Origin of the sequence: Streptomyces sp. VRA16 Mangrove soil (genome assembly GCF_017377775.1) — a bacterium.
Lineage (GTDB): Bacteria > Actinomycetota > Actinomycetes > Streptomycetales > Streptomycetaceae > Streptomyces.
The window spans coordinates 492,143-508,784 of record NZ_JAFVLN010000006.1 but is presented as its reverse complement, the minus strand read 5'-3'; the positions used below and the strand labels follow the sequence as shown (position 1 = coordinate 508,784).

At 70.8% G+C, this 16,642-nt stretch carries 14 protein-coding genes and 1 pseudogene; 8 read left to right on the top strand and 7 right to left on the bottom strand.

What is annotated here, in order from left to right; genetic code table 11:
* Positions 1–12 precede the first annotated feature (12 nt).
* Positions 13–627 carry a TetR/AcrR family transcriptional regulator gene (locus J3486_RS19875; RefSeq protein WP_207821901.1) on the bottom strand — a complete coding sequence of 205 codons (615 nt, stop codon included), beginning with the start codon at positions 625–627 and terminating at the stop codon, positions 13–15.
* 29 nt (positions 628–656) lie between these two features.
* On the bottom strand, positions 657–1,472 hold the full coding sequence (locus tag J3486_RS19870; protein WP_207821899.1) for an SDR family oxidoreductase: 816 nt from the start codon (positions 1,470–1,472) through the stop codon (positions 657–659).
* Positions 1,473–1,519: 47 nt separating this feature from the next.
* Between J3486_RS19870 and J3486_RS19865 the strand changes: the two genes are divergently transcribed.
* The 4 genes from J3486_RS19865 to J3486_RS19850 are packed head-to-tail and all read left to right on the top strand — an operon-like array spanning position 1,520 to position 5,251.
* Entirely contained in the window at positions 1,520–2,383 is an 864-nt protein-coding gene (locus J3486_RS19865; protein ID WP_207821897.1) for an enoyl-CoA hydratase, read from the top strand.
* A complete protein-coding gene (locus J3486_RS19860) occupies positions 2,383–3,522 on the top strand; it encodes an acyl-CoA dehydrogenase family protein (protein WP_207821895.1) in 1,140 nt (379 codons plus the stop codon). The genes J3486_RS19865 and J3486_RS19860 overlap by 1 nt, the downstream gene beginning before the upstream one ends.
* Positions 3,522–4,523 carry an acyl-CoA dehydrogenase family protein gene (locus J3486_RS19855; protein WP_207821893.1) on the top strand — a complete coding sequence of 334 codons (1,002 nt, stop codon included), beginning with the start codon at positions 3,522–3,524 and terminating at the stop codon, positions 4,521–4,523. The genes J3486_RS19860 and J3486_RS19855 overlap by 1 nt, the downstream gene beginning before the upstream one ends.
* Positions 4,520–5,251 (top strand): SDR family NAD(P)-dependent oxidoreductase, encoded by a 732-nt coding sequence (locus tag J3486_RS19850; RefSeq protein WP_207821891.1) that lies wholly within the window; start codon positions 4,520–4,522, stop codon positions 5,249–5,251. Before J3486_RS19855 ends, J3486_RS19850 begins: the two co-directional genes overlap by 4 nt.
* A 47-nt stretch (positions 5,252–5,298) precedes the next feature.
* Here J3486_RS19850 and J3486_RS19845 read toward each other — a convergent pair whose 3' ends face one another.
* A complete protein-coding gene (locus tag J3486_RS19845; protein ID WP_207822014.1) occupies positions 5,299–5,643 on the bottom strand; it encodes a MerR family transcriptional regulator in 345 nt (114 codons plus the stop codon).
* A gap of 189 nt (positions 5,644–5,832) precedes the next feature.
* Here J3486_RS19845 and J3486_RS19840 point away from each other — a divergent pair, with 189 nt between their 5' ends.
* Entirely contained in the window at positions 5,833–6,696 is an 864-nt protein-coding gene (locus tag J3486_RS19840) for an aldo/keto reductase (protein ID WP_207821890.1), read from the top strand.
* Here J3486_RS19840 and J3486_RS19835 read toward each other — a convergent pair.
* Positions 6,677–7,261 carry a HutD family protein gene (locus J3486_RS19835; protein ID WP_207821888.1) on the bottom strand — a complete coding sequence of 195 codons (585 nt, stop codon included), beginning with the start codon at positions 7,259–7,261 and terminating at the stop codon, positions 6,677–6,679. The genes J3486_RS19840 and J3486_RS19835 overlap by 20 nt on opposite strands.
* Positions 7,262–7,521: 260 nt before the next feature.
* On the opposite strand from J3486_RS19835, the gene J3486_RS19830 reads away from it, so the two are divergent.
* From J3486_RS19830 to J3486_RS19820, 3 genes and pseudogenes are all read left to right on the top strand, one after another.
* A complete protein-coding gene (locus tag J3486_RS19830) occupies positions 7,522–8,436 on the top strand; it encodes a chitosanase (protein WP_229378224.1) in 915 nt (304 codons plus the stop codon).
* A pseudogene (locus J3486_RS19825) lies at positions 8,437–8,676 on the top strand (lamin tail domain-containing protein); the annotation flags it as partial.
* 39 nt (positions 8,677–8,715) lie between these two features.
* The gene (locus J3486_RS19820; protein WP_207821886.1) at positions 8,716–9,159 is read left to right on the top strand and encodes an SMI1/KNR4 family protein; all 444 of its coding nucleotides are present in this window, start codon (positions 8,716–8,718) and stop codon (positions 9,157–9,159) included.
* Positions 9,160–9,297: 138 nt separating this feature from the next.
* Here the strand turns inward: J3486_RS19820 and J3486_RS19815 are convergent, their stop codons facing one another.
* The 3 genes from J3486_RS19815 to J3486_RS19805 form a co-directional block, all read right to left on the bottom strand.
* Positions 9,298–10,761 (bottom strand): glutamate synthase subunit beta, encoded by a 1,464-nt coding sequence (locus tag J3486_RS19815; RefSeq protein ID WP_207821884.1) that lies wholly within the window; start codon positions 10,759–10,761, stop codon positions 9,298–9,300.
* Complete coding sequence (gltB, locus tag J3486_RS19810; RefSeq protein ID WP_207821882.1) at positions 10,754–15,361, bottom strand: glutamate synthase large subunit; 4,608 nt, start codon at positions 15,359–15,361, stop codon at positions 10,754–10,756. The genes J3486_RS19815 and gltB overlap by 8 nt, the downstream gene beginning before the upstream one ends.
* Before the next feature lie 341 nt (positions 15,362–15,702).
* Entirely contained in the window at positions 15,703–16,434 is a 732-nt protein-coding gene (locus J3486_RS19805) for a VIT1/CCC1 transporter family protein (RefSeq protein ID WP_207821880.1), read from the bottom strand.
* Positions 16,435–16,642 lie beyond the last annotated feature (208 nt).

The following is a 16,642-nucleotide window of genomic DNA, read 5'->3' as shown; positions in this document are numbered from 1 at the left end:
TCACATAGCGGTTTACGTGTCGCGTACGGCGATGCCGTCCAGGACCATCGACAGGTACTGGCGGGCGATCTCCTCGGGGCTGTGCTGTCCGCCGGGCCGGTACCAGGACGCGGCCACCCACACGGTGTCGCGCACGAACCGGTAGGTGAGGCGGATGTCGAGATCGGCGCGGAAGACCTTGCCCTTGACCCCGCGCTCCAGGGTCGTCAGCCAGGCCTTCTCGAACTTGGTCTGGGACGCCGCGAGGAACTCGAACCGCTCCTGCACGGCGAGGTGCTTGGCCTCCTTCTGGTAGATCGCGACGGCGGCGCGGTGCCGGTCGATCTCCCGGAAGGACTCGGTGACCAGGGCCTCCAGGGTTTCCCGTGGCCCGAGCCGGGCGTCGAGCACGGAGTCGTAGCCCGACCACAACTCGTCGAGGAAGGTCCGCAGGATCTCCTCGAGCATCGATTCCTTGGAGTCGAAGTGGTAGTAGAGGCTGCCGGCGAGCATGCCCGCGTGGTCGGCGATCTTGCGGACGGTGGTGGCGTTGTAGCCCTGGGCGGCGAAGACCTCGGCGGCGGTGTCGAGGAGTTCGCGGCGTCGCTCGGGCGAAGCGGTCACCTGGGGCTTCTTCTTCGTAGGCACGGCACCATTGTGGTCCTAGGCGTGGGCGGTCACGGATGCTGGTTGCTGACGGAGACGGTTTCGCCCGTCATGTACGAGGAGTAGGGCGAGGCCAGGAACACGATCACGTTGGCCACCTCCCACGGCTCCGCGTAGCGGCCGAACGCCTCCTTCTCCGTGAGTTCCGCGAGGAGTTCGGCCGAGGTGACCTTCACCAGGTGGGGGTGCATGGCGAGGCTCGGCGACACCGCGTTGACCCGGGCCCCGTACGCGGCCGCTTCGAGCGCGGCGCATCTGGTCAGTGCCATGACGCCCGCCTTCGCCGCCGCGTAGTGGGCCTGCCCGGCCTGGGCGCGCCAGCCCACCACCGAGGCGTTGTTGACGACGACGCCGCCCCGGCCGGTGTCGCGGAAGGCACGCAGGGCGGCCCGGGTGCAGCGGAACGTGCCGTTCAGCGTCACGTCCAGGACCTTGCTCCACTGCTCGTCGGTCATGTCGACGAGCGCCGAAGTGCCGCCGAGGCCCGCATTGTTGACGAGTATGTCGAGGCCGTCGTGGAGTTCGTGCGCGCGGGCGAAGAGGGCGGTGACCTGCTCCTCGTCGGTCACGTCGCACGGCAGGGACGCCACACGTCCGGCGCCGAACTCCTCGGCCAGCTCCCGCTCGGACTCCTTGAGGCGTCGGGCGTGCGCATCACTGATCAGGACACGGGCGCCCTCCTCCAGGAACCGGCGGGCGGTGGCGCCCCCTATCCCGGCGCCGGCGGCCGCCGTGATCACGGCGGTGCGCCCGGCCAACAGACCGTGACCCGGGACGTAGTGAGGGCGAGTCTCCCCGTGCGAGTGAATCTCCTCGACGCTGCTCATGCGCCTACGCTAACCTACCAAACACTTGTTAGGGAAGGATGATTCCGATGCCCGCAGCGCAAGAGCCCGTCCGGTACGAGACCCGCGGCCCGGTCGCGTACGTGACGATGAACCGGCCGCGGTATCGCAACGCGCAGAACTCGTCGATGACCTACGCCCTCGACGAGGCCTTCTATCGCGCCGCAGACGACTCCGGTGTCAAGGTCGTCGTGCTCGCGGGCGCGGGCGAGCACTTCTCGGCGGGGCACGACATAGGCACCCCGGAGCGGGACGCACACCTGCCGTTCGAGCGGCGGGCCGGGCTGTGGTGGGACCACTCCGACAAACAGGGCGCGGAGTCGCGGTTCGCGCGCGAGTCAGAGGTGTATCTGGGCATGTGCCGGCGCTGGCGCGAGCTGCCGAAGCCGATGATCGCCTCGGTCCACGGGGCGTGCGTCGCGGGCGGGCTGATGCTGGCGTGGGTGTGCGACCTGATCGTGGCGAGCGAGGACGCGTTCTTCGCGGATCCCGTGGTGCGGATGGGGATACCGGGGGTCGAGTACTTCGCGCACCCGTGGGTGATGCCGCCACGGATCGCGAAGGAGTTCCTGTTCACGGGCGACCGGATGAGCGCGCGGCGGGCGTACGAGGTGGGGATGGTGAACCGGGTGACGGCCGACCGGGACGAACTCGCGGCGGTGACCGAGCAGTTGGCGGGGCGGATCGCGGACATGCCGCGGCTCGGGCTGGCGCTCGCCAAGCGGGCGGTGAACCAGGCGGAGGATCTCCAAGGGCTGCACTCCGGGATGGACGCGGTGTTCGGCCTGCACCATCTGGCCCACGCGCACAACGCGGAGACGGCGGCGGACTCCCTGGGCGGCATGGACGTAGGGGCCATGAAGCAGGCGGCGACGCGGAAAGCGGGTGCGTGATGGATCTGGAGTTCACCGAGGACGAGGAGGCGTTCAGGGCGCAGGCCCGGGAGTGGCTCGCGGCGCATGTGCCGGCCGAGCCGCTGCCGTCCCTGGAGACGGAGGAGGGGTTCGCCGCGCACCGGGCGTGGGAGGCGGAGCTGTTCGCGGACCGCTGGTCGGTGGTGTCGTGGCCCGAGGAGTTCGGGGGCCGGGGCGTCGACATCTTCAAGTGGCTGATCTTCGAGGAGGAGTACTACGCGGCGGGGGCGCCGGGCCGTGTCTCGCAGAACGGGATCAATCTGCTCGCGCCCACGCTCTTCGACCACGCGACGGACGAGCAGCGGGCCCGCGTGCTGCCTTCCATGGCGAGCGGTGAGGTGATCTGGGCGCAGGCCTGGTCGGAGCCGGAGGCCGGGTCCGACCTGGCGTCGCTGCGCTCGCGTGCGGTGCGCACGGACGGCGGGTGGCTGCTGCGCGGGCAGAAGACGTGGTCGTCGCGGGCGGCGTTCGCGGACCGGGCGTTCGGCATCTTCCGTACGGATCCTGATGCGCCCAAGCCGCACCAGGGCCTGACGTACCTGATGTTCGACCTGCGCGCACCGGGTGTCACGGTCCGCCCGATCGGCCGGCTCGACGGGAAGCCGGCCTTCGCCGAGCTGTTCCTGGACGACGTGTTCGTGCCGGACGGGGACGTGATCGGTGAGCCGGGCAGCGGCTGGCGCATCGCGATGTCGACCACGGGGAACGAGCGGGGCCTCACGCTGCGCTCCCCCGGCCGTTTCCTTGCCGCCGCCGACCGGCTGCTGGGGCTGTGGCGGGAGCGCGGTGCGGATCCGGCGGTGCGGGACCGGGTGGCGGACGCGCTGATCGGGGCGCGCGCCTACCAGTTGTTCACGTACGCCAACGCGTCGCGTTTCGCGGCGGGCGAGCAGATCGGCGCGGAGTCCAGCCTGAACAAGGTGTTCTGGTCGGAGTACGACATAGCCCTGCACGAGACGGCGCTCGAACTGCTCGGTGCGGACGGCGAGCTGGCGGGCGGCGAGTGGGCGGAGGGGTACGTCTTCTCGCTGGCGGGCCCGATCTACGCGGGGACGAACGAGATCCAGCGCGACATCATCGCCGAGCGGCTGCTCGGCCTGCCGAAGGGACGCCGCTGATGAGGTTCCTCCTGGACGCCGAGCAGGCCGAGTTCGGCCGCACGCTCGACCGGATGCTGGGCGCCGCGGACACGCCGTCGGTGGTGCGGGCCTGGGCGGACGGCGACCCGGGGCCCGGGCGGGCGCTGTGGTCGCGGATCGCGGAGGCCGGTGTGTTCGCGCTGGCCGTGCCCGAGGCGCACGACGGGGTCGGGCTGCTGCCGGTCGAGCTCGTCCTGGCGTACGTGGAGTTGGGGCGGCATGCGGTGCCGGGTCCCGTCGTGGAGACGGCGGCGGTGGCCACCCTGCTCGCGGGGCTGCCGGATGGCGGCGGGGCGGCGAAGGAGTGGCTGCCCAGGATCGCTTCCGGGGACGCCGTGGTGACGCTCGGCGCGGGCCCGGGTGGCTACGTGGCGGACGCGGATGCGGCGGACGCGGTGTTCGTCGTGGACGGGACGCAGGTACGGCGCGCGGCGGGGCGGGGGCCGCTCCTGGAGTCGGCGGATCCGGCGCGGCGGCTGTTCCGGGTCGAGAGGGGTGAGGTGATCGCGTCGGACGCGGGACCGGCCGTGTCCCGGGCGCGGGATCTGGCGGCGCTGCTCACCGCTGCGCAGTCGCTCGGGGTCGGCCTCGAACTGCTGCGCAGAACCGTCGAGTACGTGGGGCAGCGGAAGCAGTTCGGGGTGGAGATCGGTTCGTTCCAGGCGGTCAAGCACCGGGTCGCGGACGCCCTGCTCGGCCTGGAGTTCGCGCGGCCGCTGCTGTTCGGGGCGGCGCTGTCGATGAGCGCGGCCGATGTGGCGGGGGCCAAGGTCGCGGCGGGCGAGGCGGCCCATCGGGCGGCGCGGACCGCACTGCAGTTGCACGGCGCCGTCGGGTACACGCAGGAGCTGGACCTGTCGCTGTGGCTGCGGAAGGCGCGACCGCTGCGGGACGCGTGGGGGACGCCCGCGCAGTGCAGGGAACGCGTCGTGACCGGAGCCGGGATCGGCGCCAGGCCCGCGGCTGGTGGGCGGGGATGACGCTCTCGCTCGACGGCAAGGTCGCCGTCATCACCGGAGCCGGGCGCGGGCAGGGCGCTGCCGAGGCCCGGCTGTTCGCCGGGGCCGGGGCGCGGGTCGTGGTCACGGACGTACGCGAGGAGGAGGGGCGGGAGGTCGCCAAGTCGCTCGGCGAGCAGGCGCTGTTCGTGTCGCACGACGTGACCTCGGGGGACGGTTGGAGAGCGGTCGTGGCCGCCGCGCTCGACACCTTCGGGCGGCTCGACGTCCTGGTGAACAACGCGGCGCTGTGGCGCACCGCTTCCGTCGAGGACGAGACGTACGCGAACTTCGAGACGCTGCTGCGGGTCAATCTGCTCGGCCCGTTCCTCGGGATCCAGGCCGTCGTGCCCGCGCTGAAGGAGGCGGGCGGCGGTTCGGTCGTGAACATCTCGTCGACCGCCGGGCTCATCGGCATCAAGGGGCACGCGGCGTACGGGTCGTCGAAGTTCGGCCTGCGCGGGCTGACCCGTTCGTCGGCGCTCGACCTCGCGCCGTACGGGATCCGGGTGAACTCCGTGCACCCCGGGGCGATCGACACGCCGATGGTGGCGGCGAGCACGGCAGGCCGCGACTGGTCGCATCTGCCGCTCGGCCGGATGGGCAGACCCGAGGAGGTGGGCGAGCTCGTGCTGTTCCTCGCCTCGGACGCGGCGTCGTACATCACGGGGACGGAGTTCACGGTGGACGGGGGTTCGACGACGGGGTGAGCCCGTTGCGGCCGGGCCCCGGGGTCCGAGGCCCGGCGCCCGGGGTCTCAGCCGCGGGTGGCCGCCAGGATGCCGGTGAGCGACGCCCGTGAACCCTCCAGGTTCTCGATGCGCTCCTCGATCTCGCGCAGTTGGTCGAGGAGCATCGGGGTCAGGCACGGCTCCACCTCGGCCTCGCTGCCGCACACGCAGTCGAGGATCTCGCGGATGGCGCGGGTGGGCAGGCCCGCGTCGAGGAACGCCCGGATGCGGCGTACCGTGCGCGGCGCCTCGGCGTCGTACACGCGCTGTCCGCCGGCCGTGCGGCCCGGGGTGAGCAGGCCCTGCTCCTCGTAGTAGCGCAGCAGCCGCACGCTGACGTCGGTTCGCGCCGACAGTTCGCCGATCTTCATCCCGGCCGCGGCCCCCGCCACGCTCCCCGCCGCAGTACCCGGCGCCGCCGTGCCCGCCGCCGTCACCCCAGCCACCGTCACCCCAGCCACCGTCACCCCAGCCACCGTCACCCCAGCCACCGTACTCAATGTGACTCCCCTCACAGGCACTTGAACCTCACATGGGTGTGAGCTCATAGCGTCGCAGCCATGACGAACACAACCTTCGCACTCGGCACAGATCTTCCCGTCTCCCGGATCGGCTACGGCACGATGCGGCTCACCGGCGCCCCCGACGAGCGGTCGGGTTCCGGCGCCCCGATCTGGCAGGCCCCCACGGACCGCGCGGCCGCCGTCGCGCTGCTGCGGCGCGCCGCAGAGCTCGGTGTCACCTTCTTCGACACGGCCGACTCGTATGCGCTCGGCGCGAGCGAGGAGCTGCTCGCCGAGGCGCTGCACCCGTACGCGGACGAGGTCACGGTCGCCACGAAGGTCGGTGTCGTGCGGCCCTCCCCCACCGAGTGGGTGCCGCTCGGTCACCCGGCCTACCTGCGCCAGCAGGCCGAACTCGCGCTGCGCAGGCTCAAGGTGGAGCGCGTCGATCTGCTGCAGTTGCACCGCATCGACCCGGAGTACCCGCTGGAGGACCAGATCGGCGCGCTGCGGCAGCTCCAGGAGGAGGGCAAGGTCCGGCACATCGGTCTGTCGGAGGTGAGCGTCGAGCAGCTGACCGCGGCCGAGGCCGTCGCGCCGATCGCGAGCGTGCAGAACATGTACAACCTGGCGTCGCGCGAACACGAGGCCGTCGTCGAGCACACGGCGGCGCGGGGCATCGCGTTCATCCCGTTCTTCCCGGTCGCGATGGGTGAGCACGCGGGTCAGGACAGTCCCGTCGCGGGCGTGGCACGGGAGCTGGGCGCGACGCCGTCGCAGGTGGCGCTCGCCTGGCAGCTGCACCGCGCGCCGAACATCGTCCCGATCCCGGGCACGTCCTCCCCCGCCCACCTGGAGGAGAACGTCGGTGCGCTGCGGCTCACCCTGACCGAGGAGCAGTTCAAGCGGATCGATCAGTGACCGCGGTGGGAACGGTGACGACGGCGGTGGCGCCGGTGGCGTGCAGCGGCGTCGCGGCGCCGTCGACGAGGACGGCGTCGTACCGCCCCAGCTCCCGGCCCGCCACCCGCGCGCCCTCCACGCCCAGGGCGACGACGAGCGCACGGCCGGGGGCCAGGGTCAGCCGGCCGTGCACGACGGCGACCGACGGGGGTTCGGCGAGGGCGTCGCGGCGCCACATGACGTTGAAGTTGACGACGTTCCCGGCGCCGAGGAGCCGGCAGTCGGTGGGGGCGTCGCCGGGGAAGTCGCGTGGTGCGTAGCGCGTGTCGACGAGGGTGGGCCGGCCCGCGACGGTCAGTTCCATGCCGTCGCCCTCGGCCATGGTGAGGGTGCGGTCGACGCCGGGGAACGCGGAGAACGGCCCGTCGGCCGCGACCTCCGCGAGACTCACCCGCCAGCCGAAGTCCGCCATGTCCGCGCCCTCGGGGTGGCAGAGGATCTCGCGGGTGACACCGCCCCCGTTCTTCCAGGGGACGGCGGCGCGGTCCGCGGCGGGCAGGTCCCGTACGTCGATGTCGATCACGGACGTCGAGCGTACGGGACGGCGCGGTCCGCCCCTGCTCCCGGGCGCTCGGGGCGCGACCGTCGGCACGCGGGCGGTGCGCGGACCGTCCCCTTCCCGGCGTCGGGCAACAACTCGACGCGCGGCGGCACCAGTTCCCGCAGCTTCCGCCGGTCGGCGTGGAGGGCGCGCGGGTCCAGGCCGGCCTCGGGCCGTTCGGCCGCCGCGGCGGCGGCGACCCGCGCGCCGGGCCGAACGGCTGTGCCCTTACTGTGTGCCGCATGAAACGCGCCGGATGTCTGGTCCTCTCCTTCATCGCCGTGGCCCCGACCGCCACGGCGGCGTTCTACTTCCTGTCGCCCGACAGCTCGAACGACGGCTCCCCCGCCCTGCCCAAGGCGTCGGCCGGCACCTCGGCGCACGCCCGCGAGCAGGACAAGTCGACGGCGGAGCGCAAGGCCGACGACAAGATGATCGCGAGCCTCCCGCCGGGACTCTCCGCCCCGGCGAAGAAGGAACTGGCCCAGGAGATCGTCGCGAGCGCCGAGAACTCCACGCTCGACTGGCGCAGCGCGTACGGGTACATAGAGGACATCGGCGACGGCCAGGGATACACGGCCGGCATCATCGGCTTCTGCTCCGGCACCCACGACATGCGCACGCTGGTCGAGCGCTACACGAAGGCCCACCCGGACAACGGCCTGGCCTCCTACCTCCCCGCGCTGCGCGAGGTCGACGGCACGGACTCCCACAAGGGGCTGGGCGCGGATTTCACGGCCGCCTGGAAGAAGGAGGCGACCGTCAAGGCGTTCCGCGACGCCCAGGACAAGGAGCGCGACCGGGTCTACTTCAACCCGGCGGTCCGCCTCGCCAAGCTCGACGGTCTCGGCACGCTCGGCCAGTTCATCTACTACGACGCGATGGTCTTCCACGGCCCCGGCACCGGCCCGCGCAGCTTCTACGGGCTGCGCGACGCGGCGATCGCGGAGGCCGACACCCCGTCACAGGGCGGCAAGGAGAAGGCGTACCTCGACATCTTCCTGGACCTGCGCCGCAAGGCGATGCAGGCCAAGAAGGCGGGCATCGACACCAGCCGCATCGACACGGCGCAGCGCCGCTTCCTCTACGACGGGAACATGTCGCTCAAGACGCCGCTGACGTGGCAGGTGTACGGGGAGTCGTACCGGGTGCCGTAATTCATGACCACCAAGAGCCACAGCCTGCAGCCCGGCGACCATGTGCGGCTGCGCGGCGGCAAGGGCACGGACTCGGACACGAAGAACGTCGTCCACCGCGACAACTGCACCTTCATGTGGAACAACAGCGGCGACACGATCTACCTTTACAAGCCGTCGGGTTCGCACGCGGACACCCACAAGCACACGAAGTCAGGCAACGACGCGGACGGCAACGGGTACATCGGTCTTCACGGCTGATGAAGCGTCAAGAACGGCTGTAGCAACAGGAGTTGGCCCATGTGGCGTGAAATGGCGACGACGTTCCCGGACGCTGTGTCCCGGCCCCCCGCCGCCGAGGAGGCCCTCGCGGCCATCGAGCGCCACCTGGGTCAGCCCGTGCCGGAGGACCTGCGCGCGCTCCTCCTGGAGACCGACGGCATCGAGGACGACTGCGGCACCGAGACCGTCTGGACGGCCGAGCGGATCCTCGCCGAGAACGCGGACTTCCGCGCCGCCCCGGACTTCCGCGAGCTCTACCAGCCCTTCGACTCCCTCATGTTCTTCGGGGACAACGGGGGCGGCGACCAGTTCGCCTTCGTCCGCACCCCGCGCCGGGACGACGTGTTCGTCTGGGACCACGAGACGGACAGCCGCACCTGGGTGGCGCCGTCCCTGAAGAGCTATCTGCGCAGCGCGCTCGGCAGCGAGGGCGACGACTGGTACCGGAGCGCCCCCGCATGACCTCGGGCCCCGGACCTCACCGACCCCGAACGCACCGCGACGCCCGCCCAAGCGTCCGGTCGGGGACATTACAGGGCGAGCGTCGCGCTCAGTTCCGTACGCCGTTGTACGGGACGTCTTTTGACGGGCGTCAGGCCGTTACACGGCCAGCGCGCGGTCCGTCGGGCGGATCGGGGCCGGGAGGTCCGAGGCGCCGGTCAGGAAGCGGTCCACGCCACGGGCGGCCGAGCGGCCCTCCGCGATGGCCCACACGATGAGGGACTGGCCGCGGCCGGCGTCACCGGCGACGAAGACCCCGGGGACGTTCGTCTGGAAGTCGGCGTCGCGGGCGATGTTGCCGCGCTCGTCGAGGTCCAGGGCGAACTGGGAGACCAGGCCGTTCTCCTGGTCGGTGCCCGTGAAGCCCATGGCCAGCGTCACCAGCTGAGCGGGGATCTTGCGCTCCGTGCCCGGCTTCGGCGTCAGCTTGCCGTCGATGAACTCGACCTCGGTGAGGTGCAGCCACTGGACGTTGCCGTCCTCGTCGCCCTCGAAGTGGGTCGTGGAGACGGAGTAGACCCGCTCGCCGCCCTCCTCGTGCGCCGAGGTGACCTTGTACAGCATCGGGAAGGTCGGCCACGGCTGCGCGACCGGGTTCCGGTCGTCGTTCGGACGCGGCATGATCTCCAGCTGCGTGACCGAGGCCGCGCCCTGGCGGTGGGCGGTGCCCACGCAGTCCGCGCCGGTGTCACCGCCGCCGATGACCACGACGTGCTTGCCCTCGGCGGTGATGGGGGGCGCCACGAAGTCGCCCTCCTGCACCTTGTTGGCGAGCGGCAGGTACTCCATGGCGAAGTGGATGCCGTTCAGCTCACGGCCCGGGACCGGCAGGTCACGGGAGACCGTGGCACCGGCGGCGATGACGACGGCGTCGTAGCGCTTGCGCAGCTTCGCGGCGTCGATGTCGCGGCCGATCTCCACACCGGTGCGGAACTTGGTGCCCTCCGCGCGCATCTGCTCGATGCGGCGGTTGATGTGGCGCTTCTCCATCTTGAACTCGGGGATGCCGTAGCGGAGCAGACCGCCGATGCGGTCGGCGCGCTCGTACACCGCGACCGTGTGGCCGGCCCGCGTCAGCTGCTGGGCGGCGGCCAGGCCGGCCGGGCCCGAGCCGATGACGGCGACGGTCTTGCCCGACAGGCGCTCGGGGATCTGCGGGGCGACGTCGCCCCGGTCCCACGCCTGGTCGATGATCGAGACCTCGACGTTCTTGATGGTGACGGCCGGCTGGTTGATGCCGAGCACGCACGCCGACTCACAGGGAGCCGGGCAGAGGCGGCCCGTGAACTCCGGGAAGTTGTTGGTGGCGTGCAGGCGCTCCTGCGCCGCCGACCAGTCCTCGCGGTACGCGTAGTCGTTCCACTCGGGGATCAGGTTCCCCAGCGGGCAGCCGTTGTGGCAGAACGGGATGCCGCAGTCCATGCAGCGGCTCGCCTGCTTGCTGATGATGGGGAGCAGGGAACCGGGAACGTAGACCTCGTTCCAGTCCTGCACACGCTCGCCGACGGGACGCGTCCTGGCGACCTCGCGGCCGTGGTTGAGAAAGCCCTTGGGATCAGCCATTGGTCGCCGCCTCCATCATCTTCTCGGTGATCTCGGTCTCGGAGAGACCGGCTCGCTCGGCGGCGTCCTTGGCGGCGAGCACTGCCTTGTACGTGCTGGGGATGATCTTGCTGAACCGGGCCACCGAAGCGTCCCAGTCGGCAAGGAGCTTCTCGGCGACGGTGGAGCCGGTCTCCTCGGCGTGGCGGCGCACGACGTCGTGCAGCCACTGCTTGTCGGTGTCGTCCAGGGCCTCGACCGCCGCCTGGGAGGCGACGTTCACGTTGTTGAGGTCGAGGTCGATGACGTACGCGACACCGCCCGACATACCGGCCGCGAAGTTGCGGCCCGTCTCGCCGAGGACCACCGCGTGACCACCGGTCATGTACTCGCAGCCGTGGTCGCCCACGCCCTCCGAGACGACCGTGGCACCGGAGTTGCGGACGCAGAAGCGCTCGCCGGTGCGGCCGCGCAGGAACAGCTCGCCGCCCGTCGCGCCGTACGCGATCGTGTTGCCGGCGATCGTCGAGTACTCGGCGAGGTGGTCGGCGCCGCGGTCCGGGCGGACGATGATCCGGCCGCCGGACAGGCCCTTGCCGACGTAGTCGTTGGCGTCGCCTTCGAGGCGCAGCGTGACACCACGCGGGACGAAGGCGCCGAAGGACTGGCCCGCCGAGCCGGTGAAGGTGATGTCGATGGTGTCGTCGGGCAGGCCCGCGCCACCGAACTTCTTCGTCACCTCGTGGCCGAGCATGGTGCCGACCGTGCGGTTGATGTTGCGGATGGCGACCTGGGCGCGCACCGGCTGGGCGTCCGTCTGGTCGTTCGCGGCGAGGGCGTCGGCGGCGAGCTTGATGAGCTCGTTGTCGAGCGCCTTCTCCAGGCCGTGGTCCTGGCTGATCAGCTGGTGGCGGACGGCGCCCTCGGGCAGGTCCGGCACGTGGAACAGCGGCTCCAGGTCCAGGCCCTGCGCCTTCCAGTGGTTCACGGCGCGCTCGGTGTCGAGGAGCTCGGCGTGGCCGACGGCCTCCTCGATGGAGCGGAAGCCCAGCTCGGCGAGGAGCTCGCGGACCTCCTCGGCGATGAACTCGAAGAAGTTGACGACGTACTCGGCCTTGCCGGAGAAGCGGTCGCGCAGGACCGGGTTCTGGGTGGCGATGCCGACCGGGCAGGTGTCCAGGTGGCAGACGCGCATCATGACGCAGCCGGAGACGACGAGCGGTGCGGTCGCGAAACCGAACTCCTCGGCGCCGAGCAGCGCGGCGATGATGACGTCGCGGCCGGTCTTCAGCTGGCCGTCGGTCTGCACGACGATGCGGTCGCGCAGGCCGTTGAGGAGCAGCGTCTGCTGGGTCTCGGCGAGGCCGAGCTCCCAGGGACCGCCGGCGTGCTTCAGCGAGGTGAGCGGCGAGGCGCCCGTACCGCCGTCGTGGCCGGAGATGAGGACGACGTCCGCGTGCGCCTTCGACACACCGGCCGCGACCGTGCCGACGCCGACCTCGGAGACCAGCTTCACGTGGATGCGGGCCTGCGGGTTGGCGTTCTTGAGGTCGTGGATCAGCTGAGCCAGGTCCTCGATGGAGTAGATGTCGTGGTGCGGCGGCGGGGAGATGAGGCCCACGCCCGGCGTCGAGTGACGCGTCTTCGCGACCCACGGGTAGACCTTGTGGCCGGGCAGCTGACCGCCCTCACCGGGCTTGGCGCCCTGGGCCATCTTGATCTGGATGTCGTCGGCGTTGACCAGGTACTCGGAGGTCACACCGAAGCGGCCGGAGGCGACCTGCTTGATGCTGGAGCGGCGCGCCGGGTCGTAGAGGCGGTCCGCGTCCTCGCCGCCCTCACCGGTGTTGGACTTGCCGCCGAGCTGGTTCATCGCGATGGCGAGGGTCTCGTGGGCCTCGCGCGAGATGGAGCCGTACGACATGGCACCGGTCGAGAAGCGCTTGACGATCTCGGAGACCGGCTCGACCTCGTCGATCGGGATGGCCTCACGGCCCGACTTGAAGTTGAACAGGCCGCGCAGCGTCATCAGGCGCTCCGACTGCTCGTTCACCCGGCCCGTGTACTTCTTGAAGATGTCGTAGCGGCGCGAACGGGTCGCGTGCTGGAGGCGGAAGACCGTCTCCGGGTCGAACAGGTGCGGCTCGCCCTCGCGGCGCCACTGGTACTCGCCGCCGATCTCCAGCGCGCGGTGCGCCGGGGCGATGCCGGAGGCCGGGTACGCCTTGGCGTGGCGGGCGGCGACCTCACCGGCGATGACGTCGAGGCCCGCGCCGCCGATCTTGGTGGCGGTGCCGTTGAAGTACTTCTCCACGAAGGCCTCGTCGAGACCGACGGCCTCGAAGACCTGGGCGCCGCGGTAGGAGGCGACGGTGGAGATGCCCATCTTCGACATGACCTTGAGGACGCCCTTGCCGAGGGCGTAGATCAGGTTGCGGATGGCCTGCTCGGGCTCTATGTCCGAGAGGAACGTGCCGGCGCGGACCAGGTCCTCGACCGACTCCATCGCGAGGTACGGGTTGACGGCCGCGGCACCGAAGCCGATGAGCAGCGCGACGTGGTGCACCTCGCGGACGTCACCGGCCTCGACCAGCAGGCCGACCTCGGTGCGCTGCTTGGTGCGGATGAGGTGGTGGTGCACGGCGGCGGTGAGCAGCAGCGACGGGATCGGCGCGTGCTCGGCGTCGGAGTGCCGGTCCGAGAGGACGATCAGGCGGGCGCCGGCCTCGATGGCCGCGTCGGCCTCGGCGCAGATCTCGTCCAGGCGGGCGGCGAGCGCGTCGCCGCCGCCGGAGACCCGGTACAGGCCGGACAGGGTCGCGGCCTTCATGCCCGGCATGTCGCCGTCGGCGTTGATGTGGATGAGCTTGGCCAGCTCGTCGTTGTCGATCACCGGGAACGGCAGGGTGACCGAACGGCAGGACGCGGCGGTCGGCTCCAGGAGGTTGCTGCCCGGGCCGAGCGACGAGCGCAGCGAGGTGACGAGCTCCTCGCGGATGGCGTCCAGCGGCGGGTTCGTGACCTGCGCGAACAGCTGGGTGAAGTAGTCGAAGAGCAGACGCGGGCGCTGCGACAGGGCCGCGATCGGGGTGTCCGTGCCCATCGAGCCGATCGGCTCGGCACCGGCCTTGGCCATCGGCGCGAGGATGATGCGCAGCTCTTCCTCGGTGTAGCCGAAGGTCTGCTGGCGGCGCGTGACGGAGGCGTGCGTGTGCACGATGTGCTCGCGCTCGGGCAGGTCGGAGAGCTCGATCTCGCCGGTCTCCAGCCAGTCCGCGTACGGCTGCTCGGCGGCGAGGGACGCCTTGATCTCGTCGTCCTCGATGATGCGGTGCTCGGCGGTGTCCACGAGGAACATCCGGCCGGGCTGCAGCCGGCCCTTCTTGACGACCTTCGCCGGGTCGATGTCGAGGACGCCGACCTCGGAGCCGAGGACGACGAGGCCCTCGTCGGTCACCCAGTAGCGGCCGGGGCGCAGACCGTTGCGGTCGAGAACGGCGCCGACCTGGGTGCCGTCGGTGAAGGTGACACAGGCCGGGCCGTCCCAGGGCTCCATCATCGTGGAGTGGTACTGGTAGAAGGCGCGCCGGGCCGGGTCCATGGAGTCGTGGTTCTCCCACGCCTCCGGGATCATCATCAGAACGCTGTGCGGAAGCGAACGGCCGCCGAGGTGCAGCAGCTCCAGGACCTCGTCGAAGGAGGCGGAGTCGGAGGCGTCCGGCGTACAGATCGGGAAGATCCGCGCGAGATCCTGGCCTTCTCCCGAGCCGAAGAGCTCCGAGGCCAGCTGCGACTCACGGGCGCGCATCCAGTTGCGGTTGCCCTTGACGGTGTTGATCTCACCGTTGTGCGCGACGAAGCGGTACGGGTGCGCGAGCGGCCACGACGGGAACGTGTTCGTGGAGAAGCGCGAGTGGACGAGCGCGATCGCGGACGCGAAGCGGCGGTCGGACAGGTCCGGGAAGAAGGGCTCCAGCTGGCCGGTGGTCAGCATGCCCTTGTAGACGATCGTGCGGGCGGAGAGCGACGGGAAGTAGACGCCCGCCTCGCGCTCGGCGCGCTTGCGCAGCACGAAGGCCTTGCGGTCGAGGGCGATGTCCGTGCTGGAGCCGTCCGCGACGAAGATCTGGCGGAACGCCGGCATCGTCGAGCGCGCGGTGGCGCCGAGCAGCTGCGGGGCGACGGGAACCTCGCGCCAGCCGAGGACGGTCAGGCCCTCTTCGGCGGCGATCGTCTCGATCTGCGAGACCGCGGCTTCCGGGGACTCGGTGTCCGTCTCCGGCAGGAAGGCGATACCAACGGCGTACGCACCGGCCTCGGGCAGGTCGAAGTCGACCACCTCGCGCAGGAAGGCGTCCGGAACCTGGGACAGGATGCCCGCGCCGTCACCCGAGTCGGGCTCGGAGCCGGTGGCACCGCGGTGTTCCAGGTTGCGCAGAACGGTGAGCGCCTGCTCGACCAGCGTGTGGCTCGCCTCACCGGTGAGGGTGGCCACGAAGCCGACACCACAGGCGTCGTGCTCGTTGCGCGGGTCGTACATGCCCTGAGCAGCAGGGCGAGCATCCATGTGCGACCAGTTCTGGCCGGCGGAATGCTGGGACGGCTGGCGCGGCGTACGCATCGGCTCTCCCGTCGTCGTCGTGGCATTTGCAAGTGCCGAGGGACGACGTTGGCCCTCTGCGAAGTTCATGCTGCTGCAAAATTTCGTGCAGGTTACATGATGGAGCGATTCCCGAGAAGTGGATACTTCGTTCCAACATGCGGACACCGCGGGTCGCGGCGGGAGAGGCCTCGCCGGGCAGATCGATGACCGGCGGCCGGGGTGGTGCGGGTGTGCGGCGCGGGCCTCATTGCCCACAGCGCTTACGGCTCATGCCCCGTGGTCAAGTAATCGAAACCGTCCAGTAACGACTACTTATGCAAGGCCCTGTATAGCCATCATCCGGCGGCGACCGGCGGCCGTCAACCTACCGCCGTACCGAAAAGAGTGCCCAGGAGATAGGTCACACCCGCCGCCGCTCCGCCCAGGGCCAACTGCCGCAATCCGCTGAACCACCACGAGCGCGCCGTCACCCTGGCCACGAGCGCCCCGCAGGCGAAGAGTCCGACGAGCGCCAGCACCACGGCCGGCCACAGCGCGCTCGCGCCGAGCAGGTACGGCAGCACGGGGATGAGCGCGCCCAGCGCGAAGGCGCCGAAGGACGAGACGGCGGCCACCGTCGGCGAGGGCAGGTCGCCCGGGTCGATGCCGAGCTCCTCGCGGGCGTGGATCTCCAGGGCCTGCTCGGGGTCCTCGGAGAGCTGCCGGGCGACCTCGTGGGCGAGCTTCGGCTCGACGCCGCGGGAGATGTAGAGCTCGGCGAGCTCACGCTGCTCGTCGGCCGGGTGCTTCCTCAACTCGCGCCGCTCGACGTCGAGTTCGGCCTCGACCAGCTCGCGCTGGGAGGCGACGGAGGTGTACTCGCCGGCCGCCATGGAGAAGGCGCCGGCGGCCAGGCCCGACAGTCCGGTGATGATGATCGTCTGCTGCGACACGGCGCCGCCCGCGACACCGGCCATCAGCGCGAAGTTGGAGACGAGACCGTCCATGGCGCCGAACACCGCGGGACGCAGCCAGCCGCCGTTCACGTCGCGGTGGGTGTGGTTGTCCCGGTGCGCGTCGTGAAGTGTCGCCTCGGTCTCGATGATGGCCATGCCCGTGATCCCCGTTCCCCTCGGATGCTTTCTCCGCATCCGAAAGTACGCACGAACGACGGGCCCCGCTAGCAAGGAAGGCCGTACTTACCTGCGGTTTTGCACCCTGCGCAACGGTCGCGGCACCCCCTGAACTGGATCTTCCCCAGATCACCCGTGAGATGGATCACGTGATCGGTGCGTTGACGGTCCGGGAAACATGACCGCA